Annotated in this window: 24 protein-coding genes; 13 read left to right on the forward strand and 11 right to left on the reverse strand. The window is 65.6% G+C overall.

The features are described 5' to 3' along the window. Positions 1–210: 210 nt before the first annotated feature. Entirely contained in the window at positions 211–546 is a 336-nt protein-coding gene (locus tag F790_RS0112230; protein ID WP_018871111.1) for a MarR family EPS-associated transcriptional regulator, read from the reverse strand. Positions 547–966: 420 nt separating this feature from the next. Continuing rightward, complete coding sequence (locus F790_RS0112235; RefSeq protein WP_019591835.1) at positions 967–1,623, reverse strand: TIGR02281 family clan AA aspartic protease; 657 nt, start codon at positions 1,621–1,623, stop codon at positions 967–969. A gap of 543 nt (positions 1,624–2,166) precedes the next feature. Here F790_RS0112235 and F790_RS0112240 point away from each other — a divergent pair. The 8 genes from F790_RS0112240 (at position 2,167) to F790_RS14550 (ending at position 11,569) form a co-directional block, all read left to right on the forward strand. Further along, positions 2,167–2,607, forward strand: a complete 441-nt coding sequence (locus F790_RS0112240; protein ID WP_019591836.1) for a pilin — start codon at positions 2,167–2,169, stop codon at positions 2,605–2,607. 113 nt (positions 2,608–2,720) lie between these two features. Beyond that, positions 2,721–3,179 carry a pilin gene (locus F790_RS0112245; protein WP_019591837.1) on the forward strand — a complete coding sequence of 153 codons (459 nt, stop codon included), beginning with the start codon at positions 2,721–2,723 and terminating at the stop codon, positions 3,177–3,179. Positions 3,180–3,295: 116 nt separating this feature from the next. Next, entirely contained in the window at positions 3,296–5,305 is a 2,010-nt protein-coding gene (locus F790_RS0112250; protein ID WP_019591838.1) for a lipopolysaccharide assembly protein LapB, read from the forward strand. Continuing rightward, positions 5,302–7,329 (forward strand): lipopolysaccharide assembly protein LapB, encoded by a 2,028-nt coding sequence (locus F790_RS0112255; RefSeq protein ID WP_019591839.1) that lies wholly within the window; start codon positions 5,302–5,304, stop codon positions 7,327–7,329. Before F790_RS0112250 ends, F790_RS0112255 begins: the two co-directional genes overlap by 4 nt. Positions 7,330–7,334: 5 nt before the next feature. Then, complete coding sequence (locus tag F790_RS0112260) at positions 7,335–8,204, forward strand: glycosyltransferase family 2 protein (RefSeq protein WP_019591840.1); 870 nt, start codon at positions 7,335–7,337, stop codon at positions 8,202–8,204. 246 nt (positions 8,205–8,450) lie between these two features. Further along, positions 8,451–9,698 carry a glycosyltransferase gene (locus F790_RS0112265; RefSeq protein ID WP_019591841.1) on the forward strand — a complete coding sequence of 416 codons (1,248 nt, stop codon included), beginning with the start codon at positions 8,451–8,453 and terminating at the stop codon, positions 9,696–9,698. Then, positions 9,695–10,813, forward strand: coding sequence for a glycosyltransferase (locus tag F790_RS13905; RefSeq protein WP_024329981.1), 1,119 nt, complete (start codon positions 9,695–9,697; stop codon positions 10,811–10,813). The genes F790_RS0112265 and F790_RS13905 overlap by 4 nt, the downstream gene beginning before the upstream one ends. A gap of 3 nt (positions 10,814–10,816) precedes the next feature. Further along, positions 10,817–11,569 (forward strand): AAA family ATPase, encoded by a 753-nt coding sequence (locus F790_RS14550; RefSeq protein ID WP_156002778.1) that lies wholly within the window; start codon positions 10,817–10,819, stop codon positions 11,567–11,569. Between the two features lie 136 nt (positions 11,570–11,705). Here the strand turns inward: F790_RS14550 and F790_RS14555 are convergent, their stop codons facing one another. From F790_RS14555 to F790_RS0112295, 6 genes are all read right to left on the reverse strand, one after another. Beyond that, on the reverse strand, positions 11,706–12,467 hold the full coding sequence (locus tag F790_RS14555) for a glycosyltransferase family A protein (protein ID WP_156002776.1): 762 nt from the start codon (positions 12,465–12,467) through the stop codon (positions 11,706–11,708). A gap of 205 nt (positions 12,468–12,672) precedes the next feature. Further along, positions 12,673–13,668 (reverse strand): sulfotransferase, encoded by a 996-nt coding sequence (locus F790_RS14325; protein WP_081647445.1) that lies wholly within the window; start codon positions 13,666–13,668, stop codon positions 12,673–12,675. Positions 13,669–13,712: 44 nt separating this feature from the next. Further along, the gene (locus tag F790_RS0112280; RefSeq protein WP_231363097.1) at positions 13,713–15,110 is read right to left on the reverse strand and encodes a flippase; all 1,398 of its coding nucleotides are present in this window, start codon (positions 15,108–15,110) and stop codon (positions 13,713–13,715) included. Between the two features lie 3 nt (positions 15,111–15,113). After that, on the reverse strand, positions 15,114–16,718 hold the full coding sequence (locus tag F790_RS0112285; protein WP_026332955.1) for a mannose-1-phosphate guanylyltransferase/mannose-6-phosphate isomerase: 1,605 nt from the start codon (positions 16,716–16,718) through the stop codon (positions 15,114–15,116). 280 nt (positions 16,719–16,998) lie between these two features. Beyond that, on the reverse strand, positions 16,999–17,379 hold the full coding sequence (locus F790_RS0112290; protein ID WP_019591846.1) for a PIN domain-containing protein: 381 nt from the start codon (positions 17,377–17,379) through the stop codon (positions 16,999–17,001). Next, positions 17,376–17,639: an AbrB/MazE/SpoVT family DNA-binding domain-containing protein gene (locus F790_RS0112295; protein ID WP_019570950.1), complete on the reverse strand. Its 264-nt coding sequence runs from the start codon at positions 17,637–17,639 to the stop codon at positions 17,376–17,378. Before F790_RS0112295 ends, F790_RS0112290 begins: the two co-directional genes overlap by 4 nt. Positions 17,640–17,966: 327 nt before the next feature. On the opposite strand from F790_RS0112295, the gene F790_RS14330 reads away from it, so the two are divergent. From F790_RS14330 to F790_RS0112315, 5 genes are all read left to right on the forward strand, one after another. Further along, positions 17,967–18,245, forward strand: a complete 279-nt coding sequence (locus tag F790_RS14330) for a BrnT family toxin (protein ID WP_024329979.1) — start codon at positions 17,967–17,969, stop codon at positions 18,243–18,245. Next, complete coding sequence (locus F790_RS0112300; RefSeq protein WP_019570951.1) at positions 18,220–18,522, forward strand: BrnA antitoxin family protein; 303 nt, start codon at positions 18,220–18,222, stop codon at positions 18,520–18,522. The genes F790_RS14330 and F790_RS0112300 overlap by 26 nt, the downstream gene beginning before the upstream one ends. A gap of 241 nt (positions 18,523–18,763) precedes the next feature. Next, complete coding sequence (locus F790_RS0112305) at positions 18,764–19,207, forward strand: transposase (protein WP_019591848.1); 444 nt, start codon at positions 18,764–18,766, stop codon at positions 19,205–19,207. A 289-nt stretch (positions 19,208–19,496) separates the two neighbouring features. Then, positions 19,497–19,709, forward strand: coding sequence for an addiction module protein (locus F790_RS0112310; protein WP_019021008.1), 213 nt, complete (start codon positions 19,497–19,499; stop codon positions 19,707–19,709). Next, on the forward strand, positions 19,706–20,005 hold the full coding sequence (locus tag F790_RS0112315) for a type II toxin-antitoxin system RelE/ParE family toxin (protein ID WP_019591849.1): 300 nt from the start codon (positions 19,706–19,708) through the stop codon (positions 20,003–20,005). Before F790_RS0112310 ends, F790_RS0112315 begins: the two co-directional genes overlap by 4 nt. Before the next feature lie 362 nt (positions 20,006–20,367). Here the strand turns inward: F790_RS0112315 and F790_RS0112320 are convergent, their stop codons facing one another. Genes F790_RS0112320 through F790_RS0112330 form a run of 3 tightly spaced genes read right to left on the reverse strand, consistent with a single transcriptional unit; the run spans position 20,368 to position 22,269 of the window. Then, a complete protein-coding gene (locus F790_RS0112320) occupies positions 20,368–21,729 on the reverse strand; it encodes a phosphomannomutase/phosphoglucomutase (RefSeq protein WP_019591850.1) in 1,362 nt (453 codons plus the stop codon). Then, the gene (locus F790_RS0112325; RefSeq protein ID WP_255349452.1) at positions 21,726–22,064 is read right to left on the reverse strand and encodes a type II toxin-antitoxin system RelE/ParE family toxin; all 339 of its coding nucleotides are present in this window, start codon (positions 22,062–22,064) and stop codon (positions 21,726–21,728) included. The genes F790_RS0112320 and F790_RS0112325 overlap by 4 nt, the downstream gene beginning before the upstream one ends. After that, the gene (locus F790_RS0112330) at positions 22,042–22,269 is read right to left on the reverse strand and encodes a hypothetical protein (RefSeq protein WP_018946147.1); all 228 of its coding nucleotides are present in this window, start codon (positions 22,267–22,269) and stop codon (positions 22,042–22,044) included. Before F790_RS0112330 ends, F790_RS0112325 begins: the two co-directional genes overlap by 23 nt. Between the last annotated feature and the right edge of the window lie 603 nt (positions 22,270–22,872).

The raw sequence follows: 22,872 nt of genomic DNA on the forward strand, positions 1-22,872 counted from the left end.
CGCGCAGAGGGCTGCGCTCCTACACCGTGGGAGGCCAGCCCCCTGGCCGATCGGGCCCGGGACACGCCCATCGCGCAGAGGGCTGCGCTCCTACAACACGGTAGGAGGCCAGCCCTCTGGCCGATCGCCCCCGGGGCACACCCCAATCGCGCAGAGGGCTGCGCTCCTACGACAACCCGGCACCCCGTAGGAGGCCGGCCCTCCGGCCGATCACCCCTCCTCCCGGCTCTGCCTCAGCTCTTCCTCCAGCGCCGCGATCTCCGCCTGAATGGCGGCATGCTCCTCGCGCTTGCGCTTAAGGAACGCACGGGCCAGCCGGGCCTTTTCCGCCACGCCATGAGGGGTAAGCTTGTACAGGTAGCGGGTCTTGTTCTCACTGCGGGCAAAGTTGCCCGCCTTGACCCAGCCCTTGTCGATGAGCGCCCTCAGGGAATAATGCGCACTGCCCACCGACACCCCCAGCCGTTCCGCCAGTTCGCGCTGGCTCAGCTCGGGATGGTCCTGAAGGATCTTCAGAATGCGGTACTGGATCTCGTCTCGCTGCAATTCACCGCCTTCGAGGGGCTTTCGGCACGTCGGCGCCGGGAGGGGCGACCCGCGAACACGCGGATGCATCCGCACGGCCGGCGCCGTTCACCCCCTGAACGAACGGAGCGTATTGGATCATACCCCCCGTGGACCGGCAAGGACACATCGCCCATCGTAGGAGTGTGCCCGCACACGAACAGCCTCCCCACCCGCCTGCAGGAGCCTGCTCGCAGGCGAACAGGTTGGGCCCGGGGCAAACGCACGTCCGTTCGCGGCCGAGGCCGCTCCTACGCACCCGCCACCCGCCTGTGGGAGCCTGCTCGCAGGCGAACAGCCGGAACCCGGGGCGCACGCACGTCCGGTTCGCGGCCGAGGCCGCTCCCACGCACCCCCACATCGGCCTGTGGGAGCCTGCTCGCAGGCGAACCGGGGCACCCCCTACCGCAGAATCAGCGCGTCACCGCTGGGTTCCACCTCCACCCGATCGAGAAAGGTCCGCCCCAGGCGCGCCCGGTGGATGTGATCGTCCGGCACGATCACCGCGCTCACGCCACTGCGGCGGATGCCGCCCACCCGCACTTCATCCAGCGTCACGCGGCGGGCGTTCACGCGGCCGCGCTCGGTACGCAGGTGCACCGTATTGCCGGCGTCGGCGTCCACCCCGGCGCGTTCGGCATCGCGCTCGCGCAGCATCACCGATTCGGCCTCGCGGTCCACCTCCATGGTGATGGCCCGGCCGTTCACGCCCACGGTCAGGCTGTGCACCCCGCGAGAATCGGGGTACACGGTGATCCCGGGGTCGGCGGCCTCTCTCTCACGGCCCGCAGCTTCACCATCGGCCGAATCCGCATCGCCAGCCCCTGTGGAAGCGGGTTCCCCCGCCCCGCGCTCCAGCCAGCGGGTCTCCCCCGCGAACTCCACCTGTACGCGTCCGCCGCCCGCCTGCAGCACCCGAACCCCGCCGGGGCCGCTCTCGCCCTCGGCCACCACGGCCCGTTCGCCGTCCACCGACAGGACCGCCCGGCCGTCGAACACCGCGTGGACGGTGACGTCGGCGGCCGCAGCGCCGGGGAGCACGAGGGCGGCGGCGAGCATGGCGAGGCGGGCGACGTAGCGTGTTTCCCGGAATTTAATCATTGTTCTTTGTATCCAACCTTGGCGTTTCGCCTGTGAGCAGGCTCCCACAGACCGGTGTGGCGGGGGCCGCGTAGGAGCGGCCTCGGCCGCGAACCGGACGTGCGTGCGCCCGGGCTCCGGCTGTTCGCCTGCAAGCAGGCTCCTGCACGATGGGGCGCATCCAGACCCCGATCGGCCAGAGGGCTGGCCTCCCACAGGGTACCGGGCCCGTAGGAGGCCAGCCTCTGGCCGATCGGGCATGTCCAGCACCCCCACGCGCAGGGGATGCGCTCCTGCGTGGGGGAGGAAGGATTATTGGCCGGGCAGCGGGGGCATACAAGAGCGACTACCGGCCGGGGCGACAATCCCGATGGGCACACTCGGGAATACCCGCAAACTGACAAAGGTTGTCACTCGGGGTGACCAATTTCGTCACCCAAGACTGACAATCGCCGTCACACTCGGGGTGAATGAGTTGGCACGGAATGTGATTGCCCGCACAAAAAACAAAGGAGCATCCACATGCGACAACTCATCCAGAAGGGCTTCACGCTGATCGAACTCATGATCGTGGTCGCGATCATCGGCATCCTCGCGAGCCTCGCGCTGTTTGCCTACGCGGACTACCAGGTGCGGGCACAGCTCGCGGAAAGCGTTTCGCTCGTGGGCCCGGCGCGGAATGCCGTGGAAGAGTTCTACAACGAACGGGGCCACTTCCCCGCCTCCAACGAATCGGCCGGGCTGGAAGACCCTCAGGGATATGCGGGGAGTTACACCGAATCCATTGAGGTGCATGATAACGGCACCATCCGGGCCCTGATCGGGAACGATGCCAATACACGCGTGGCCGGCGGCTACATGGTGTTCTCCGCCTCCACTGCCAGCTCCGGGCTGACCTGGCAGTGCCTGGGCCAGGGGGACGTCCCCACCCGCCTGCTGCCCTCGGGATGCCGGGCCGACTGAGCTGGCCCAAATTTCCCCGCCCGTAGTATTGCAATACTTGGCATTACGATTGCATACTTTCAGGCAGGGTTTAGCAGGACCCTGACCAACTCCCAAGAGCAAGGAGCAACACCATGCGCAAGCAAGTCCAGAAGGGTTTCACCCTCATCGAACTCATGATCGTGGTCGCGATCATCGGTATCCTGGCGGCCATCGCCCTGCCGGCCTACCAGGACTACACCGTCCGCGCCCAGGTCTCGGAAGGCATGTCGCTGGCCGCCGGTGCCCGCACCGCCGTGGCCGAATATGTAAACCAGCGCGGCGCCTTCGCCTCCGACAATGCCTCATACGGTCTGGAACCCTCCGAAGAGATCACCGGCTCTTACGTGACCCATGTTAATGCTGGCACGTCTGGCGAGGAGCCGAGCGACGCCGACGGCATCATCACGATCACCTTCGGCAATCAGGCCAACGCCGCCATCGATGGGGATACGCTGGAGTTCTCGGCCACGACGTCCGCCGGCAGTCTGCAGTGGAACTGCCGCCCCGGCGACCTGGAAACCAAGTACCTGCCGACCGACTGCCGTCAGTAAGCCGGGCTGACCTTCAGCCGATCATCGGCTGATACCGGCACCGAACACCCCGCTCCGGCGGGGTGTTCTTTTTCCACCCCCTCCCCGCAGTTCCAGACATCCGCCACGAGGCCACGGTGAACGGACCCTCCCGCACCCTATCCGGTACCACGCTGAGCGCCATCCTTCTGGTCGCCCTGCTGGCGGCTGTTGCACTGGTCTACGCGCCCGGCAGCACCGGGGGTTATGTCTTCGACGACATGCCCAATATCGTGGACAACGCCGCCCTGGAGATGGATCACCTGTCGTGGGCCGAGCTGCGCGCCGCGGCGTTTTCCGCGGATTCCGGCCGCCTGAACCGGCCCATCGCCATGGGCAGCTTCGCCCTGGAACGCTATTTTTTCGGGCTGGACCCGTTCCCGATGAAGATCACCAACGTGGTGATCCACTTGATCAACACGCTGCTCGTGTTTGCCCTGGCGCTGCTGGTCGCGCGCCGGCTCGAGCACCGCCTGACCGAACGGCGCGGCCATGGCCTGAGCCTGGTCGTTCCGTTGCCGATGTTCGCTCTGGCCGTAGCCGCCGCCTGGGCGCTGGCCCCCATCAACCTGACCGGCGTGCTGTACGTGGTCCAGCGCATGGAGGCGCTGGCCACGCTGTTCATGCTGGCCGGCCTCATTGCCTACATCCTCGGGCGCCTGCGGATCGAACGCGGGCGTCTGCGCAGCGGCTGGGCGCTGGTGCTGGGCGGGCTGGGCCTCGGCACGGCCCTGGCCGTGCTCAGCAAGGAAAGCGGGGTCATGCTGCCGGTGTTCGCGCTGCTGGCCGAATGGCTGCTGTTCGGCTTTGGCGCGGCCGGTACGGCGACCCGGCGCGGGCTCTACTGGCTGTTCGGCCTGGTGCTGGTGCTGCCCGGCGTGGCCGGCCTGGCCACGGTACTGCCGGTGAACCCCGAGCTCCCCAACCGCCCGTTCGATCTGTGGGAGCGCCTGTGGACCCAGGCCCACGCCATGTGGTTCTACATGCGCAACATCGTCGCGCCCGCACCCGGCACGCTTACCCTGTATCACGATGCCTTCCCGCTCGCCCGCGCCTGGAACGACCCCTGGACCAGCCTGCCGGCAGCGCTGGGCCTGCTCGGGCTGGTCGCGGGGGCCTTCGCGCTGTGGCGCCGTCACCCGCTCATCACCTTCGGGATACTGTTCTTCTTCATCCCGCACCTGCTGGTGTCCACCATCATCGGCCTGGAGCTGGTGTACGAGCACCGCAATCACATCGCCTCGGCCGGCCTGATCATGGCGGTGTTCGGGGTGCTGCTCTCGGGGCGGCCAGGCGACTCGCTTGCGTTCGCGCGCAAGGCAGCCGTGATCGGCCTGATCGCACTCTACGGGTTTCTCACCTTTCTGCGGGCCAGCGAGTGGAGCGATCCGGTGCAACTGGCGTACTTCGAAGGAACCCGGCAGGAAGACTCCCCACGGGCCAGCTACCATCTGGGCCTCATCCTGATTCAGGCAGGCGCCGAACCGGGCCAGCCGGTATACGGACTGGCCATTGAACAGATGCAGCGCGCCGCCCGCCTGCCCGGCGCCACCCTTACGCCCTATCAGGGGCTGATCTTCGAACATGCTCGGCACCCGGGACTAAACGTGGACCCTGTATGGTGGACCGCCATGGAGGAATACATCCGCCGCGGGCCGCTGACCACGCAGGACGTGGGTGCGCTGATGTCGCTGGCGCGCGCGCAGGCCGACGGCACCATCGATCTGGACCCGCAGCGGCTGCAGCGGGTGCTGGAAACGGCCTATGAGCTCCATCCCGACCGGAGCCGCCTGCGCCCCGCGCTGGCCGACTTCCTGATCAACGTCGCGGGCGAGCGCGAACGCGGGTACGAACTCCTGCTCGAGGAAACCGCCCACCGCCCCGGCAACGAGGTGGCCTGGCTGCGGCTGGCGCGTTTTCAGATCGTCAGTGGAATGTTGCACCAGGCAGAACAGAGCCTGATGCGTGCGGCAGAGGCCGACCGGCACGGCAGCACCCGACGCGCCCTGCAGGCCCAGCTCGATGAACGCCGACAGGAGCCGGACCCGATCGAGCCGGGCGAGATCGAACCGGGCGAGCTCCGGCCCCATGGGGAGGTCATGCCATGACGCGGCTGAACTCCGTTCGATCTCATACGGCATGGCGCGCAAGGCTGGCCCTGCTCCTTCTGCTGGCCCTCGCCTGGCTGGTCTACCGCCCGGGCCTGTCCGGCGATTTCATCTTCGATGATCTGACCAACCTGGCCCTGCTCGGTTTCTACGGCACCATCGACAACCTGCAGGCATTCTGGCTGTACGTGCTCTCGGGCTTTGCCGGCCCCACCGGACGGCCGGTGGCCATGGCCTCGTTCCTGATCGATGCGCGCAACTGGCCGGCGGATCCCGAGCCGTTCAAGCACACCAACGTGCTCATCCATCTGGCCATCGGCGTGGTGCTGTTCGGCTTGCTGCACCGGCTGGCACGGGCACTGGAGGCAGACGCCCGCACCGCCGCGCTGGTGGCCCTGCTGGCCACGGCGCTGTGGCTGCTGCACCCGCTGTGGGTCTCCACCACGCTGTACGTGGTGCAGCGCATGGCGCAGCTCGCCACACTGTTCGTGCTGGCCGGGCTGTGGCTGTACGTGCGCACGCGGCTGGCGCACCCGCCCGAGGTCCGCCCGGCCACGGTACTCGGTATGGCCGGCGGCATCGGCGGGTGCGGCCTGCTGGCCGTGCTCTCCAAGGAAAACGGGGCCCTGCTGCCGCTGCTGGCGCTGGTGCTGGAAGGGACCATCCTCGCCGCCCATGCGCGGCGGCACGGCCTGCAGCCGACCCGCGGGTTTGTCTGGTGGCGGCGGATCGTGCTGGGCGTGCCCGTCGCGCTGCTGCTGGCCTATCTGGCCACCCGCGCCGGGGCCCTGCTGAGCGACGACCCGGGCACGCGCGGCTTTACCGCGCTGGAGCGCCTGCTCACCCAGGGCCGCATCCTGTGGGATTACGTGGGCCACCTGGCCCTGCCCCGACCGGTCACGGGCGGGGTGTTTCAGGACCATATTACGGTCTCCACCGGCCTGTTCAGCCCCTGGACCACGGCACTGGCCTGGGCGGCCTGGATAACCCTGGCCGCGCTGGCCATCGTGTGGCGACTGCGCTTCCCGGCGCTGGCGGCGGCCATCCTGTTCTTTCTGGCCGCGCATCTGCTGGAGTCGAGCTTCATCCAGCTGGAGCTGTACTTCGAACACCGCAACCACCTGGCCGCCGCCCTGCTCGGCCTGCCGCTGGCGCTGGCCTGGCTGCGCTGGAAACGCCCGGATGCGCTCACCCGTACGCTGGTGCCCCTGCTGGTCATCGCCGCACTGGCCCTGGTGACCGCGCTGCGTGCGGACCTGTGGGGCAGCCCCTTCCAGCAGGCCCGCGGCTGGGCCGAGGCCCGCGAGGACTCGGCCCGTGCCCAGCACTACCTGGCCGGATTCTGGCGCGAGACCGGGCACTATGAGGAAGAAGAACGGCTGATCCGTCGAGCCATCGAACTGAACCCCGAGGGCATTCCCTGGCGCATCCGTGCCGTGGGCATCGCCTGCGAACGCGGCCGCGACCCGCATGAGCCACTGGAAGGCACGCTGGACGCCCTCGCCTCCATGAGCGCGGTACGCTCGGTGCAGCGCTCGCAGGTGAACACCCTGCTGGAACACCTGCACGGCGGAGGCTGCCCGGGACTGGACCAGCCCGAAGACGTGCTCGCCATCATCGACCGGCTGGAGGCCGACGACCGGGCCCGCAACCGCCCCGGCCTGGGCTCCACCCTGGAACTGTGGCGCGGCTATGTGCACCTGGACCAGGGCGAGATCGAACCCGCGGTGGCCGCCTACCGGCGCTCCCTGGGCGAAGAACCCCGGCCCGGGCGGGTCCTGGCCGTGACCGCGCGCATCGCCAGCGCCGGCCATCTGGAAGACGCCCTGGTGTTCCTGGAGACCACGCCGCTGGACACCCGCGCCCGAGGCACGCACATCGACGGCATCCGCGCCCGCTACACCGAACGAACCGGGTATTATGAGCGCGAGCGCGAGCACCTGCGAGGGGCCATCCTCGAGGACCTGCTCGCACCGGATTACCCGATCCCGGCCCCGAGGACCGGGCAGGCCAACATGGAGTGAAGCGCATGGATCCGCAGCTGAGCATCATCCTCCCCGCCAAAAACGAGGACGCCGCCATCGGTCCCGTCGTCTCCGCGCTGGCCGGGCAGTTCCCCGAGGCCGAGATCCTGGTGGTGAACGACGGCTCCACCGACGAGACGGAACAGGTGGCCCGCGAGGCCGGCGCCCGGGTGGTCACCCAGCCCTACAGCATGGGCAACGGCGCCGCGATCAAGCGCGGGGCGCGTTCGGCGCATGGCGAGATCCTGGTGTTCATGGACGCCGACGGCCAGCACGACCCGGCGGATATCCCGCGCCTGCTGGAACGCCTGGACAACGGCTACGACATGGCAGTGGGCGCGCGCCAGCGCGGTTCGCAGGCCAACGTGGGCCGCGGCCTGGCCAACCGCTTCTACAACCGGCTGGCCAGCTTCATGACCGGGCAGCGGATCGAGGATCTAACCTCCGGCTTTCGGGCAGTACGCGCGCGGCTGTTCCGCGAGTTCCTGCACCTGCTGCCCAACGGCTTTTCCTACCCGACCACCATCACCATGGCGTTCTTCCGCGCCGGCTACCCGGTGTGCTACGTGCCCATCCACGCCGCCAAACGCATTGGCCAGAGCCATATCCGCCCCATTCAGGACGGCATCCGCTTCCTGCTGATCATCTTCAAGATCGGCACGCTCTATTCGCCACTCAAGCTGTTCGTGCCCGTGGCGTTCCTGCACGGCTTGCTGGGCGTGGGGTACTACGCGTTCACCTTTCTCACCCAGGGGCGGCTGTCGCTGGCCACCATCTTCATGCTCACCGCCGGCGTCACCATCTTCCTGATCGGCCTGGTGTCCGAGCAGATTACCCAGCTCATGTACAAGGATGCGCACTCGGAGGGCGATTAAAGCGAACCAGAACCATACGGTCACACCACAAAACTCACACAGGTCGCCACCGCCACGCCCAACCACGGAATGAGAGCCATTTTGAGCGTCACGTTTACCCCCCTACCGCCACCACTCGGGTGCCGGGCTGCCCCCCGCTTTTCCGCAATGATCTCTCGCCGCCCATGGTAGGCTATGTTCCTCAGCCGACTCCGACCTGCATACCCAAGGCCACGCACGGGCCGCAAGGAAAGGCCGCAGCCAGGGATGCCGCAAGAGACCATGACGGTTCATGCTTCCGAACAGGATTGCCCCCGCTTAAGGGTTCTGATGACGGCCTCGACGCTGCCGCGCTGGGCCGGTGACTCCGAGCCGCGCTTCATCCTCGACCTGGCCCGCTCACTGCGCCCCAATGTCGCCGTCGAGATCCTGGCCCCACATGCCCCCGGCGCCGCCAGACGCGAGACACTGGAGGAGATACCGGTCTCCCGTTTCGTTTACTGGGTCCCCCGCTGGGAGTCCGCCGCCTATCAAGGAGGCATGACGCAGCGGCTCAAGCAGAAACCCGTTCGGGCGCTCCAGCTTCCCTTTTTCTTTCTTGCCCAGATCGCCAGTCTTGCACTCCGGCTGCGTCGCGAACCCAAAGTCGACATCATCCATGCCCACTGGCTCATCCCTCAGGGCCTCGCCGCGCTCATCGCCCGCCGCCTCGCGGGTCGCACAGACATCCCGATCCTGTGCACTTCCCACGGGGGCGATCTGTTCGGCCTGAAGGGCGGCCTGATGACTCGGATCAAACGCTGGGTTCTTCAACAGGTGGACGCCACCAGCGTGGTCAGCCAGGCCATGGCCGAAGAAGCACGGCGTCTGCACCCCGAGTCGTCACCGGCGGTCATACCCATGGGTACCGACCTGACCAAGCGGTTCAGCCCCGGCGACTCGCCTCCTCAGGAGCGCGACCCCCGACGCCTCATCTTCGTGGGCCGCCTTGTCGAGAAAAAGGGCCTCGCTCATCTCCTGGAAGCCCTCCAACGCTTTGAACCACTGGAACGCCCAACCCTCGACATTGTTGGCGACGGCCCTCTCCGCGCCAAACTCGAGGCGCAGAGCCGCGAACTCGGAATAGACGACCAGGTAAGGTTTCATGGCGCTGTACCCCACCACACGCTACCCGAGTATTACCGACGCGCGGCCATCGCGGTCTTCCCTTTCGTTGAAGCCGCGGACGGCGACCAGGAAGGCTTCGGACTGGTCGTCGTGGAAGCCATGGGCTGCGGATGCGCGGTTATCGCGTCCGACCTGCCCGCGGTCCGCGACCCGATACCTGACGACCAGAGCGGCCTGCGTGTCCGCCCCGGCGATCCAGAGCAGATCGCCAGCGCTCTGCACTCCCTGATGAATGACCCCGAACGGGTACGAAACCTCGCGAGCCAGGGCAGGAGCCACGCACTGCAGAATTATGATCGCGAAGCGACCGCCCGGCGTTTCCAACTCCTTTACCGGGACCTCGGATGAAGATCCTCGTCCTCACCAAACGCCATCACATGGGTCTGGACGCGCTAACCCATCTCCATGGCCGATGCTTTGCGATCCCCGAAGAGCTCGCATGCTTGGGCCACGACGTCCGCGGCCTGGTCGCAGACTACCGACCCGAACAGGAGAAGGGGAACAATGGCTCGCCCTCCGACCCGGCAGTTAGCTGGGAACTCCTGCCAATCCGCTCCGGTCCCTTGCTGCGCTTCGACCGCTATCTTCGAGCGATCCGCGCGACGATCCGGACCTTTGAACCGGATCTCATCTGGACCGGGTCGGATGCGCTGATTACGGTCGCCGGCGAACGCGCAGCCGGCCGGTACGGCATCCCTTCAGTCATTGACCTGAAAGATAACTACGAAGCCTTCGGTCTCACCCGGCTTCCCGGGCTCCGTCGTCTGCTCCACTCGGCAATCCGTAACGCCCATGCGGTAACATGCGCTTCACAGGATCTCAGCCGATATGCATCGCAACACGGTGCCCACCGAACCCTGCATTTGCCCAACGCCGCGGACGGCCACCGATTTCGCCCCATCGACCGGAACCAGGTCCGGGCACAACTGGACCTGTCCACCGATCTGCGTCTGTTCGGAACGGCGGGATCACTCACCTCCGACCGCGGAATCGACATCCTGAGTCGTGCCGCCGCCATCCTTGGCTCAAAACGTGGAGACACAGGCCTGCTGGTCGCCGGCCCCCGTGATGACTCCTGGCAACCACCCACCAATCTCCCGGTTCACGACCTCGGACACATATCCGTCGAGAAGGTGCCACTGGTTCTGAACGCTCTCGACGTCGGGGTCATCTGCAACGTCCCCGGCCAATTCGGAAGCTATTGTTACCCCCAGAAGCTTCACGAGATGCTGGCGTGCCACTTGCCTGTTGTCGCCGCCCGTACCGGGCCGTTTGCTTCAACACCCACTCCCCCTGGCGTCGTCTCGACATACCCGCCCGACTCCCCGGGCGAACTCGCCAACGCAATCGAAAACGCGCTCGCATCCCCCCCGGAGTGGACCGGTTCAACGGCACGCGACACGTGGCACGATCGCGCCAATTCATTCATCGACTTTGTTCACCCGCTCGCCTCGCGCCCATAAAATATGGCCATGGACACCTCTCCTCCAATCATCGAACTGATCGGTGCCCCGGGATCCGGCAAGACTACCCTCGTCCGACAACTCACCCGATCGTCCGCCCTGCGCCCGCACCCCGAGTCCATGGCCAAAGCGAAGGCGAACCATCTCGCCCGAGAAATCCGCCGCCGATCCCGACTGGCTGCGTTCTGCTATACCGCCGCCTGCGCAATTCCGCCACTGCGGTATATCCTTGCCGAGCAGATCACCCCATCCAGCGCGTGGCGTGCCCTGGGCGACCGAAGCGAAGACCTTATCCCCGTGATCGAACATGCCCATCGCGAACTGGGACAGCTTCGCGGGGACGCTACACAGGTCGCGCGGCGCATCCAGCTACTTTATCGCGCATGCCTTGATGTTGCGTTCATTCAGACCCGCCAGGACCACTCTCCCATAAGCCCCGTACTCTGCGACGAATCCATTACCCAGGCCAGCATTGCACTGGCGCTGCACCATCCGGATCCGAAGGACTACCTCGATCAATATATGGCCATTCGCCACCGGACCTCATCCAACCCATTAAGAATTATTCACTGCCAGATCGACACCGAAACGGCCACACAACGAATTCACCAGCGCAAACAGCCACTGCACGATCACATTTCCAATATGGCCAGCTATATCGAGCTTGCCGACCACATAGCCACTACTACCGACAGCGTCACAAATAATGGATGCTCATTACAAGACGAATTGGATTACATACGGCTGAATTCCTAATAAGCTACATTACCCGACCCGCACCACCACCCCACTCCCACATACCGGATCACCCAAGCACCCTCCCCTTTTTCGCCATACATACGGGACACCTCACCCATGTTCTTTTCAGTCACGCCAACCGAATATATAGCCTTCACAAACCGACAAGACCTTTCGGCCAACTATCCGAATATCGGATGATCCGTCGCCAAGCCCGGTCATTTTCGGTCGTAGGCAGCCCCATCCAGGCCTGCACGTTGCCGACGGTCTGCTCTCTTACCTTCTCCCCCAAACGCCGTGCACGACCTTGATTATGCTCAAACAGGCCCTGTTCATGCCGCAGGCGGATATTATCCTGACTGATGCGCGGATCGACCGCGACGTTTACATCCTTACGCATGCTGGCCGCACGAAACCAGAGATCATCCGTAGTCGGTGCCAGATCTGCGAACATCGGATCCATCAAAAAGTCCAGGTCCAATAGACCCTTGCGATAGACTGCCCCGGCACCTCCTGTTGGCAAAATCTCGAAACCGCACATCGGTTCAGCAACGAGCTTCCAAAGCTGGTAGTTTTGCCAACCTCCGGTCAGGCTTCGCTTGATGCATCTAGCCCGCCCACTGACGATGTGTCCCTTATACTTCCCAGCAAGTTCCCCCAGCCGTTCCACCCAGTTCTCTCCGTAAAGGATATCGTCATCGGCCGTCAGTATAAGATCGTCAGATTCAGCGATTTCGACAGCTGGCAACAACTTTCTATAGGGGCCGGTATTCGGCACCCAATTCACCAACACGTTATCTCCATCCAGCCATTCCGGTCTATCGTTCACGCCATCATCCGCCAAATAGGCAGTCGAGGATAGGTTGACCAGGATAAGATCTGGCTGAACAGTCTGCGCCTTAAGCGACTGCAGCATGTAATACAGAAATCGCATCCGACGGCTTGTGGTGGTGCAACTTACTATCAAACGCGACATGACATAACCTTTACCTTTCTGGACACCAAAGCACACCGAATGCTACATAATGAGACATCCTACACTCCTTCCCACACTCCTAGCTAACAACAAAAAGGAGAGCCAGGCAGGCCAGAATGCCAGCAAGACCGCGCGGATGTTCTACCTATACTCGATCATAGCCATACCGCTTTAGAAATCGATTGAGGATTGGTCGAACCTGACGCGCCTCGTTTGGTGTCATACGCACTCTACCCTTCCCTATGGATCCAGAAAACGGGGGTCTTGCAACATTTTCATGGTGGGCGAGCTTATCGACATCACCAAGACAAGCCGAAACGTCGATCACACTATCCCTGACGGGCAAACCCAGGTGAAATATCACATTCCTTATTTCCGATTCCGGATTCTTCACCAGATCCTCATAACGGATCTCCACATATCTGGCCGAGCCAATACCCACCCTGAAGCTTTCCCAGTGGCGGACGCTGTCACGCCACCTCTTGGCCGCCGAAGAGATATCGGGATATATTCCGGCATCAACGTATGACTTGGCCACATCCACACCATCCCTAAGCAGGTAGACGTATCGCGCATCCGGGAAAAAAGGCGCGATCCGATGTAGGTTCATCGTGTTTAGCGGTGTCTTATCACCATAGTATATTGCGTCACTTTCGCAGTTTTTTGCGAGCGTCCGGTATAACGCAAGAAGAAGGGTATTTACGGTACGGTCGACCTCTGGCCAGCCCTTTGCCTCTAGAGCAAGATCTCTCAAATTGGCGGTGTCGAAGGTTGTGAACTCGGGGTGGTACTCCAAGGTTGCTAACATCAGATCGACTGTAGACGCCCACCCGATCCCTCTGGCGGACAATCTCAGGTCCGCAATTTTTCCCAATACGTAGGTTTCGGGGGGGATATAGAGGGGAGAGCGCTCCATCAGAAGGCGCCGGAAAAGGGTGTTACCGGAACGCCCTGCCCCCACTATCATCAGGAAAGGCTCTGAGTTCGGTCGACTGGTACTGTAGGCTACGGGCTGGGATAAGCAAGGCCTCCAAGCCTTTGCGGCGGCGTGAAGGGCTGAATAAGTGCGGGGGAAGCGCGAACGGATGCCGAGCATAAATGGGGACACTCGATACCTCCAGTAACCAATTGGGCGTTTCATTAGAAAGCATAGGGCACGTTTTCAGCTTGCTCGATCCGGATGGCTCAAGTGAGACGGTTGCTTTTGGTAGTAATTGACACGGCTGAGCTTTCAATCCCCAGACGCCGGTGTACGTAATACCAGAGAATCAGGTTCCAGATAAGTAGCGTCGCGGCGGTAGCGGCAGCGGCACCCTCCAATCCAAACATGGGGATTAACGCGAGGTTCAGAAGGACATTCGACACTGCAGCGATCGCTACCCCGCGTACTGTATCGCGTTCATGGCCGGTCATGTTCAGCAGCATGCCGACCGATCCCATCGCCGCATTCACAAGCTGCCCGACCGCCAGTATGGCCAGGGCGGTGGCGCCTGCGCGGTATTCGGCGCCAAAGACCCACTCGAGCAGGGGTGCCCCGAACGCGATCATCACGATCACCGGAGGAATGGCAATCAGCAGGATGACGCGTGCGCTGTAGGTCACAAGGCGCTGCAGCCGCTCCATTTCTCCCTGTGCATACATCCGGGCGTAATACGGCTGGAGCACCTGGTTCAATGCCTGAAGACCGAAGATGACGAGCGTAGCCACCTGAAAGACAACCCGATAGACGCCAACATCGCCATCGGTCTGGATGAGGCCAAGCAGCAGAATATCCACCTGTTGGTTGATTAGCTGCAGACCAGCCAGAAGTGCCAATGGAAAGGCAGCGTTGCGCCAGTACGCCGACTCGTATTCCGGTACCGGGCCGGACGCAACCGGCTGTGGCCGAGCACGCAACAGCAAGAAGGTGCCGATCACAAAGACCCCGAGCGCCGCGGCAGCGTGCAGGGCCATTACGCTGGCTGCCGACAAGACGAAGTCCGCCCACAGCCACGGGAGCAACAGCACCAGGATCAGTAGCAACGCGGGGCGCAATACGGTTTCCGGGAGCTGCCCGACGACGGTCCGTCGTAGTCCGCGCAGAATCGCACCGCGAACGTTTCCCAGGGCAAGAAACGGCACCAGCAGAAGCCCGACGGCCAATGTTTGCCATCGTGCTTCGCTCAGCCATGGTTCACCGAACCAGAGCAACAACGCACCGACGACGATCATCACGGCGGAAAACAGCGCCACGAAGCCGTTGCCCCAGCGCCAGAGCCCTCGCATCAGGCCCCACTGTTCCCGCGCCTCGGTCTTGGCGGTCTCACGGACCATGAGCTGGGGCAGGCCAGCCTGCGCCGGAATCGCCAACAGGCTGAGCAAGGCCAACACGAACGCGTATGTGCCGTAGCCTTCCGGACCCAGAAGCCTCGCGAGCACCACGGCCAGGGCAAAGCCGATCGCCGTGCCGGTGACTTTGACAGCGATGCTCCCCACACTGCCCCGCAATAGCTGCTGTCTGAAACTCACACCGGTGCCACTAAACCGGGCGGAAGAATGGATGCCAGAATCCGGACGCGCCCATTCTGATTTTTGCTTCAGCAACGACTACTCCGTCCATTCGCGCAACCGCTCGATATCGTCTTCCCCAAGATAATCCCCAGTCTGCACCTCGATCACCTCCAGCGGTTCCTCGCCCGGGTTCTCCAGGCAATGGATCTCGTGCAGGGGAATGTAGGTCGACTGGTCTTCCCGCACATCATATACGGTTTCCCCGCGCGTGACGCGGGCGGTGCCGGCGACCACGATCCAGTGTTCGGCGCGGTGGCGGTGGCGCTGCAGGGAGAGCCGCGCGCCGGGGCGCACGTGCAGGTGCTTGACCTGGTAGCGCTCGCCGGTCTCCATGCTGCGGTAATGGCCCCAGGGGCGGTGCACGGTGGGGTACTGATGCACCTCGGGGCGGGCCTGCTCGCGCAGGCGTTCGACCAGTGCACGCAGTTCGGGGAGCCGGTCGCGGGGTGCGACGAAAACGGCGTCCGGGGTGGCAATCACGGCGGTCTCCTGCAGGCCGAGGGCGGCGACCAGGGTGTCGTGGCCTTCCACCAGGCTGCGGCTGCAGTCCTCCAGTACGGTGTCGCCGCGGGTGTGGTTGCCGTGGACGTCCGGTTCCTGCAGGGCGGCCAGCGCCTCCCAGGAGCCGATGTCGGTCCAGCCGGCGTCCAGCGGGGTGACGGCGGCGGCGTCGGTGGCTTCCATCACGGCGTAGTCGATGGAGCGCGCGGGGGCCTGGCGGAAGGCGTCGGGGTCGGGGCGGAGGAAGTCGAGGTCGTGTTGGGCGCCGGCGATGGCGGCGCGCGCGGCGCGCGGGATGTCGGGGGCGTGGCGTTCCAGTTCGGCCAGTATGCGCGAGGCGCGGAACAGGAAGATGCCGGCGTTCCACAGGTAGCCGCCCTCTTCCAGGTATTGCCGGGCGGTGGCGGCGTCGGGTTTTTCGGTAAAGCGGGCCACGCGGGCGCCGGCATCACCCAGTGACTCGCCGCGGCGGATGTAGCCGTAGCCGGTCTCGGGGCGCTCGGGGGTGACGCCGAAGGTGACGAGGTAGCCGGCTTCAGCCAGCGGGGTGGCGCGGGCCACGGCCGCGTGAAAGTCGCGGGTGCGGGCGATGTGGTGGTCGGCGGGCAGGATCAGCAGCAGCGGGTCGCGGCCGGCGGCTTCTTCACAGGCCGCGGCCAGGGCGATGGCGGGGGCGGTGTTGCGGCCCTCGGGTTCCAGCACCAGCGGCGGCAGGTCGGTGTATCCCGCGCTGCGCAGCTGTTCGGCGGCGAGGAACCGGTGTTCGGCGCCGACGATGATCCGGGCGGGGGCGAAGCCTGGCGCGGGGTGTGGGGCTGGCCCCGGATCTGGCTCCGCAGCAGGTTCCGGGGGCATCGGCCAGGGGGCTGGCCTCCTACAACCAAACCCTGCCCGGTAGGAGGCCGGCCCTCCGGCCGATCGGGCGCCGGAGCTGGTCGGCCGGAGGGCCGGCCTCCCGCGGGGGGTGGTCGAACCAAGGGAGGCGCTGGTTACGCGGGCGAGTGTCTGCTGCAGGAGCGTCGGGCCATCGGCCTGCGGCAGGGCCAGGAACTGCTTGGGATGCGCCTCGCGCGAGAGCGGCCACAGGCGGGTCCCGGAACCGCCGGCGAGGATCACGGGCTGGATCACGGTATCGTCCATGTCGGCATCATACCCCAGTGCGGGCCTCCGGCCGGCGCATCGGGGCCGGATCGGGGCCGGATCGGGGCCAAATCGGCCAGGGGGCTGGCCTCCTACTACACCCGACCGGTAGGAGGCCGGCCCTCCGGCCGATCCGCCTCGGAGGGTCGTCGGGCCCCGATCGGCCAGGGGGCTGGCCTCCTACCCCTCCCTTCCCTGTGGGAGGCCGGCCCTCCGGCCGATCTGCCCGGTGCCAGTCTTGCCCCGTCGGCCAGGACCCGGACACAAGCGGCTGGCGGGGTTAACGCAACGAGCGAACCTCGATGTCCAGGTCCAGCTGGCTCCATGCCCGATCGGCGGTCAGGACCGGGAGGGCCTTGTCTCTGGCCAGCGCGAGGCAGGCACGGTCGGCCATTGACAGGCCATGTCGGCGGGAGGATTCCCACAGCTGTGCGGCCAGCTCGGCCTGTTGCGCCGTGAATGGCTCGAACACCAGCCCGACATCCATGAACTCCTGCTGCATGCCCCGGACGTCGACCCCGCGCTGCAGGGCTTTCTGGAGAACCTCGGACCAGTTCACGGTGGACACGCAGCCGCCGTCGAGGGCACGCGCCACGCTGTCTCCGCCCGGCTCGTCATGCAAAAAGGCCAGCAGGGCGGAAGCATCCAGCACGGTGGTCATGGTTCACCGTGTTCATGCCCGGCTTCGCGCCGCCGATCGTCAATGAGTTCGTCCGAGAGGCTGACGTCCCGCGGGATGTGCCTGAATCGATCACGTAGCCGTTGCTCGACGATCTCACGCCGTTCCAGCACCAGGCTCTCCCCGACCAGACGCGCGACCAGGCGGTCGCCCGGGCGCAGTTTCAGGGTATTGCGCAGTGCCGCCGGGATCACCACCCTGCCTTGTGCGCCAACCTGCACCTCGTTTTCGTTTTGTGCCACGGCTCTCATCCTCTGCCACATACAGCTCCAATATGGCACAGCAAGGCGCAACGAACCATGGCCAACCGCAGGCCCCGACATCCCGCGCCCGATCGGCCAGAGGGCTGGCCTCCTACAGGCCGAACCCTGCCACCGGTAGGAGGCCGGCCCTCCGGCTGATTGTGCGTCCGAGCTGTCTCCGGCGCCCGATCGGCCAGGGGGCTGGCCTCCCACAGGCCGAACCCTACCACCGGTAGGAGGCCGGCCCTCCGGCCGATTGTGCGTCCGGGCTGTCTCCGGCGCCGGGTGGCGCTGGCGGCACATGTTTTTTGTACATACAATATTCAAATGGAGATCGAATTTGATGCGGACAAGGAAGCCGCGAATCTGGCCAAACACGGTGTCTCCCTGGCCGACGCCGCGCATCTCGACTGCGACACGCTGCTGGCGATAGAGGACCGCAGGGCCGATTACGGCGAATGCCGGATGACGGGGTACGCCCTCCGGGAAAAACGGCTGTACTGCGTCGTCTTCACGGACCGGGGATCCGCTCGCCGCATTATCAGCCTGCGCAAGGCCAACAACCGGGAGATCCTTCGCTATGCCCAAATTTATAACGCTACGTGACGGCCGCCGGGTCGCGCTGAACGATGCCGACGAGGAAACCCGGGTCAACGAGGGCATCGCTGCGGATCCGGACACCCATGAGCCCGATGAACAGGAGTTCGCGAACCTTCGTCCGGTCGGTCGCCCACGGTCCGAAGTGACCAAGGAACGAATCACGATCCGCCTGTCACCGGAGGTGGTGGACGCGTTCCGCGCAACCGGAAAGGGCTGGCAGACGCGCATGGACGCGGCCCTGAAGGAATGGTTGAAGGAACACCACCCCACGCCGGACCCGTAGGAGGCCAGCCCTCTGGCCGATCGGGGCCAGAAGACGCACCGGGCAGATCGGCCAGGGGGCTGGCCTCCTACGACCTGATCCCGCCCTGTAGGAGGCCGGCCCTCCGGCCGATGGGGCCGCGCTGGATGCCCGAACGCCGGATCGGCCAGGGGGCTGGCCTCCTGCCGGGTCGGGGGTTGGCGGGCATCCGGGAGCGCGATAGGCTTTCTGGCTCAGGGAACACAAGCTGGAGAAACGCGCCATGGATGGCCGCCCTCATGCCGAGGCCCTTCGCCGGGGCCGGTATTCCGAACCCGGCCGTATCTATCTGGTGACCACGGTCACGCGTGACCGCAAGCCGGTTTTTCGGGATCTGTGGGCCGCCCGCGCCCTGATCGGTACGCTGCGTTACGCGGACAGGGAGAACCACGCGGAGACCCTCGCTTTCGTGGTGATGCCCGAGCATCTGCACTGGTTGATGTCGCTGGGCGAGGTGGAATCGTTATCCACGGTGGTTCGGTCGATCAAGGCCGTCACGTCCAGGCGTCTCGGGCATGCGGTGTGGCAGCCGGGGTTCCATGACCGAGCATTCCGGCGGGAGGAGGAGCTGTTGCCGATCGCCCGTTATATCGCAGCCAATCCGCTGCGTGCGGGGCTGGTCCGCAATCTGGGCGATTATCCGCACTGGGACGCGATATGGCTGTAACCGCGCCCTGCAGGAGGCGGGGCCGAAATCGGCCAGGGGGCTGGCCTCCTACGGGCCGGGCCCGTCGATCCGCCGGGGCCCGCCGACCCGGCCGGGGCACCCGTGGGAGGCCAGCCCCCTGGCCGCTCGGGGCGTTGACCGATCCGGCGCAGGGGGGATGTCCGAACGCGAAATCGGCCGGAGGGCCGGCCTCCTGCCGTTCCCCCGCCCCGTAGGAGGCCAGCCCTCTGGCCGATCCCATGCTCGATGATATGCTGGCCATAATCCCTTGACATTCTGGTACCAGGCTATGGACCCAACCATCGAAAAAATGTCGGTCGCCGAGAAACTGCGAACCATGGAAGCCCTGTGGGAGGACCTGAGCCGGACTCCCGAGCAGGTTCCTGCTCCGGAGTGGCACGGTGAGGTCCTGGACGACCGGGCAGCGCAGATAGAACAGGGGCGCTCGCAATTCACCCCCTGGAGCAGTGCGCGGGAACGCTTGCTCAATCGCCCTGAATGAAGATTGAGCTCCTCTCGGAAGCCGAACGCGATCTGACTGACGGCTTTCATTTCTACGAAAAGCTTTGTCCCGGGGTCGGTTTCTATTTTCTCGAAAGCCTGGCCAGCGAAATCGACTCCCTCGCCCTTTACGCCGGCATCCATGAGACCCGGTTCGGCTTCTACCGGCTGCTGGCTCGTCGGTTCCCGTATGCCGTGTATTATCGAATGCCGGAGCCGGAGCGGGTTCAGATTTTTGCCGTGCTCGATTGCCGTCGGTCACCCGAAATGGCGCGGACTCGGCTGCGGCCTGATTGAATGCCGATCGGGCGTTGACCTACCCGGCGTCGGGGGTTGCCCGAACGCAAAATCGGCCGGAGGGCCGGCCTCCTACCGTTTGCCCCGCCTCGTAGGAGGCCAGCCCCCTGGCCGATCGGGGCCAGACAACCCACCGGGGCAAATCGGCCGGAGGGCCGGCCTCCTACCGTTCCCCCGCCTCGTAGGAGGCCAGCCCCCTGGCCGATCGGGGCCAGACAACCCACCGGGGCAAATCGGCCGGAGGGGCAGATCGGCCGGAGGGCCGGCCTCCTACGGGCCGTGCCCGCCGATCCGCCGGGGCCCGCCGACCCGGTCGGGGCACCCGTGGGAGGCCAGCCCCCTGGCCGATCGGGCATCAGGGGTTATTCCCCGGCTTCGATGATGGCAGAGATGTGTTCGACCTGGCGGCGCAGGAGGTGGCGGTCGCCGCGGGTCTCGACGTTGAGGCGCAGCAGGGGTTCGGTGTTGGAGCCGCGCAGGTTGTAGCGCCATTCGGGGAATTCGACGCTGATGCCGTCCGTGCGGTCGATGTGGCCGGACTGTGCGTCGGTGGCGACCATCACGCGGTGGATGACGTCCATCATGTTGTCCACACGGAAGTTGATCTCGCCGCTGCAGGGGAAGCGATCCATGCGTTCGCGCACCATCTCGCGCAGGGACTGCTCGCGCCGCCCCATCAGCTCGACCACCCGCAGCCAGGGCAGCATGCCGGAGTCGCAGTAGTAGAAGTCGCGGAAGAAGTGGTGGGCGCTCATCTCGCCGCCGTACACGGCGTTCTCGCGGCGCATGGTCTCCTTCATGAACGCGTGGCCGGCCTTGCTCTGCACGGGGACGCCGCCGGCGGCCTCGACCATCTCGATGGTGTTCCAGGTGAGGCGCGGGTCGTGCACCACCCGGTTCCCCTGCCCGCCTCCCGGCTGTGCACGCAGGCTGGCCTCGGCCAGCAGGCCGACCATGTAGTACCCCTCGACGAACTCGCCGTGCGAGTCGAAGAAGAAGCAACGGTCGAAGTCGCCGTCCCAGGCCAGGCCGAGGTCGCCGCCGAAGGACAGCACCGCGTCGCTGGTGAAGCGGCGGTTCTCCTCCAGCATGGGGTTGGGGATGCCGTTGGGGAAGTTGCCGTCGGGTTCGGCGTTCTCGCGGATCAGCTGGATCGGCAGATGCGCGTCCAGCTCGTCCAGGACCGGGCCGGCTCCGCCGTTTCCGGGGTTCACGAGCAGGTTGAGCGGCGGCATCACCTCGGGGTCGACCAGGCTCAGCAGGTGGCGGATGTACGCCTCGCGGTGGTACAGCCGCCCGGTGCGCCCGCGTACCCGAGGGGTAAACCCGCCCTGCTCCGCCCGCCAGCGGATCGCCTCCAGCCCGGTGTCCGCGCTCACCGGCCGCGCGCCCTCGCGCACGATCTTGAGCCCGTTGTAGTCCATGGGGTTGTGGCTGGCGGTGACCATGATGCCCGCCCCGGCCCGGTAGTAGGCGGTGGCGAAGTACACCTCCTCGGTGCCGCACAGGCCGATGTCGGCCACGTTGCAGCCGCCGGCGGAGAGCCCGTCGATGACCGCCGCCGCCAGCGCCGGGCTGGTCAGGCGCACGTCCCGCCCCACGATGGCCATCTGCGGCCCCAGCTCCTCCGCAACGGCCCGCGCGATGGTGTACGCCACCCGCTCGTTCAGCTGGGTCGGCACCCGTCCGCGGATGTCGTACGCCTTGAAACAGTCCAGGTTCATGTGCCCGGGTCCGGTTCGTGCAGAAACTTGAGGTCCGCGTCCCTGCGTTTGCGGGCGGCCTGATAGAAATTCTCGTGCGGGGCCAGATTCATCAGCGTGAGGACGAGCTGTCCCTCGTCCCATGCGTAACCCAGCAGGATCTCCTGCCCCTCCAGCCGAAATTTATGCACCCACAGATGTGCGAGATCGCCCCGCTCCCGCGTCCCCAGTTCCGGATTCTCGACAAGGCGGTCGATCTCGTCGTCCACCCGGTCCTTCTGCTTTTCGCTCAAACGCTTGAACGCCTTGCGGAAGGTCGGCGTCTGCCGTATCTCAATCCTTCTTTCGGCGGACATACGGCTCGACCCGTCCTGCGTCGATCTCGGCGGTTGCGGTCAGTGCGTCCCTGATAAATTCATAGGGCAGATCCGGGTTGTCTTCGGCCGTGCGGCCGATCTGCACCCAGTGCTCGATCTGCTTGGGCAGGCTGCGGTGATTGGCCTCCGCATAGACCTGTGCATCACGGACCAGGGTGTCGTCCAGACGAACGCTTCGGGCCATGGGTGGCATCTCCTGCGCCCTTCGACGCGATGACAAGCGTGGATGGCTGCGACAATTTGTCGCACTGTATCGGACTTTAGGGCGGACGGGGGGCGGGGTCAACCACGCCGGAGGAAGTCGCCCGGACGTGGGATCGGCCGGGGGGCCGGCCTCCTACACGACCGGGGGCCGTAGGAGGCCAGCCTCTGGCCGATCGGGCGCAGGAGACAGCCCGGACGTGGGATCGGCCGGAGGGCCGGCCTCCTACGCGGCGGGGGCCGTAGGAGGCCAGCCTCTGGCCGATCGGGCGCAGGACATTGCTCGGACGTGGAATCGGCCGGAGGGCCGGCCTCCTACGCGGCGGGGGCCGTGGGAGGTCAGCCTCTGGCCGATCGGGCGCAGGAGATCGGCCGGACGCGGAATCGGCCGGAGGGCCGGCCTCCTACACGACCGGGGGCCGTAGGAGGCCAGCCTCTGGCCGATCGGGCGCAGGAGATCGGCCGGACGCGGGATCGGCCGGGGGGCCGGCCTCCTACGCGGCGGGGGGCCGTAGGAGGCCAGCCTCTGGCCGATCGGGCGCAGGAGATCGGCCGGACGTGGAATCGGCCGGAGGGCCGGCCTCCT

Origin of the sequence: Thioalkalivibrio sp. ALE20 (assembly GCF_000381405.1) — a bacterium.
Classification (GTDB): Bacteria; Pseudomonadota; Gammaproteobacteria; order Ectothiorhodospirales; family Ectothiorhodospiraceae; genus Thioalkalivibrio.

Bases quoted from the DNA above. Each gene is read 5' to 3' on its own strand.
- F790_RS0112330 (WP_018946147.1), bottom strand. From the start codon at position 22,269: ATGGCCCGAAGCGTTCGTCTGGACGACACCCTGGTCCGTGATGCACAG.
- F790_RS13905 (WP_024329981.1), top strand. From the start codon at position 9,695: ATGAAGATCCTCGTCCTCACCAAACGCCATCACATGGGTCTGGACGCG.
- F790_RS0112290 (WP_019591846.1), bottom strand. From the start codon at position 17,379: ATGACCACCGTGCTGGATGCTTCCGCCCTGCTGGCCTTTTTGCATGAC.
- F790_RS14550 (WP_156002778.1), top strand. From the start codon at position 10,817: ATGGCCATGGACACCTCTCCTCCAATCATCGAACTGATCGGTGCCCCG.
- F790_RS0112235 (WP_019591835.1), bottom strand. From the start codon at position 1,623: ATGCTCGCCGCCGCCCTCGTGCTCCCCGGCGCTGCGGCCGCCGACGTC.
- F790_RS0112305 (WP_019591848.1), top strand. From the start codon at position 18,764: ATGGATGGCCGCCCTCATGCCGAGGCCCTTCGCCGGGGCCGGTATTCC.
- F790_RS0112245 (WP_019591837.1), top strand. From the start codon at position 2,721: ATGCGCAAGCAAGTCCAGAAGGGTTTCACCCTCATCGAACTCATGATC.
- F790_RS0112260 (WP_019591840.1), top strand. From the start codon at position 7,335: ATGGATCCGCAGCTGAGCATCATCCTCCCCGCCAAAAACGAGGACGCC.
- F790_RS0112325 (WP_255349452.1), bottom strand. From the start codon at position 22,064: ATGTCCGCCGAAAGAAGGATTGAGATACGGCAGACGCCGACCTTCCGC.
- F790_RS14325 (WP_081647445.1), bottom strand. From the start codon at position 13,668: ATGAAACGCCCAATTGGTTACTGGAGGTATCGAGTGTCCCCATTTATG.
- F790_RS0112285 (WP_026332955.1), bottom strand. From the start codon at position 16,718: ATGGACGATACCGTGATCCAGCCCGTGATCCTCGCCGGCGGTTCCGGG.
- F790_RS14330 (WP_024329979.1), top strand. From the start codon at position 17,967: ATGGAGATCGAATTTGATGCGGACAAGGAAGCCGCGAATCTGGCCAAA.
- F790_RS0112300 (WP_019570951.1), top strand. From the start codon at position 18,220: ATGCCCAAATTTATAACGCTACGTGACGGCCGCCGGGTCGCGCTGAAC.
- F790_RS0112320 (WP_019591850.1), bottom strand. From the start codon at position 21,729: ATGAACCTGGACTGTTTCAAGGCGTACGACATCCGCGGACGGGTGCCG.
- F790_RS0112240 (WP_019591836.1), top strand. From the start codon at position 2,167: ATGCGACAACTCATCCAGAAGGGCTTCACGCTGATCGAACTCATGATC.
- F790_RS14555 (WP_156002776.1), bottom strand. From the start codon at position 12,467: ATGCTGCAGTCGCTTAAGGCGCAGACTGTTCAGCCAGATCTTATCCTG.
- F790_RS0112265 (WP_019591841.1), top strand. From the start codon at position 8,451: ATGCCGCAAGAGACCATGACGGTTCATGCTTCCGAACAGGATTGCCCC.
- F790_RS0112255 (WP_019591839.1), top strand. From the start codon at position 5,302: ATGACGCGGCTGAACTCCGTTCGATCTCATACGGCATGGCGCGCAAGG.
- F790_RS0112310 (WP_019021008.1), top strand. From the start codon at position 19,497: ATGGACCCAACCATCGAAAAAATGTCGGTCGCCGAGAAACTGCGAACC.
- F790_RS0112315 (WP_019591849.1), top strand. From the start codon at position 19,706: ATGAAGATTGAGCTCCTCTCGGAAGCCGAACGCGATCTGACTGACGGC.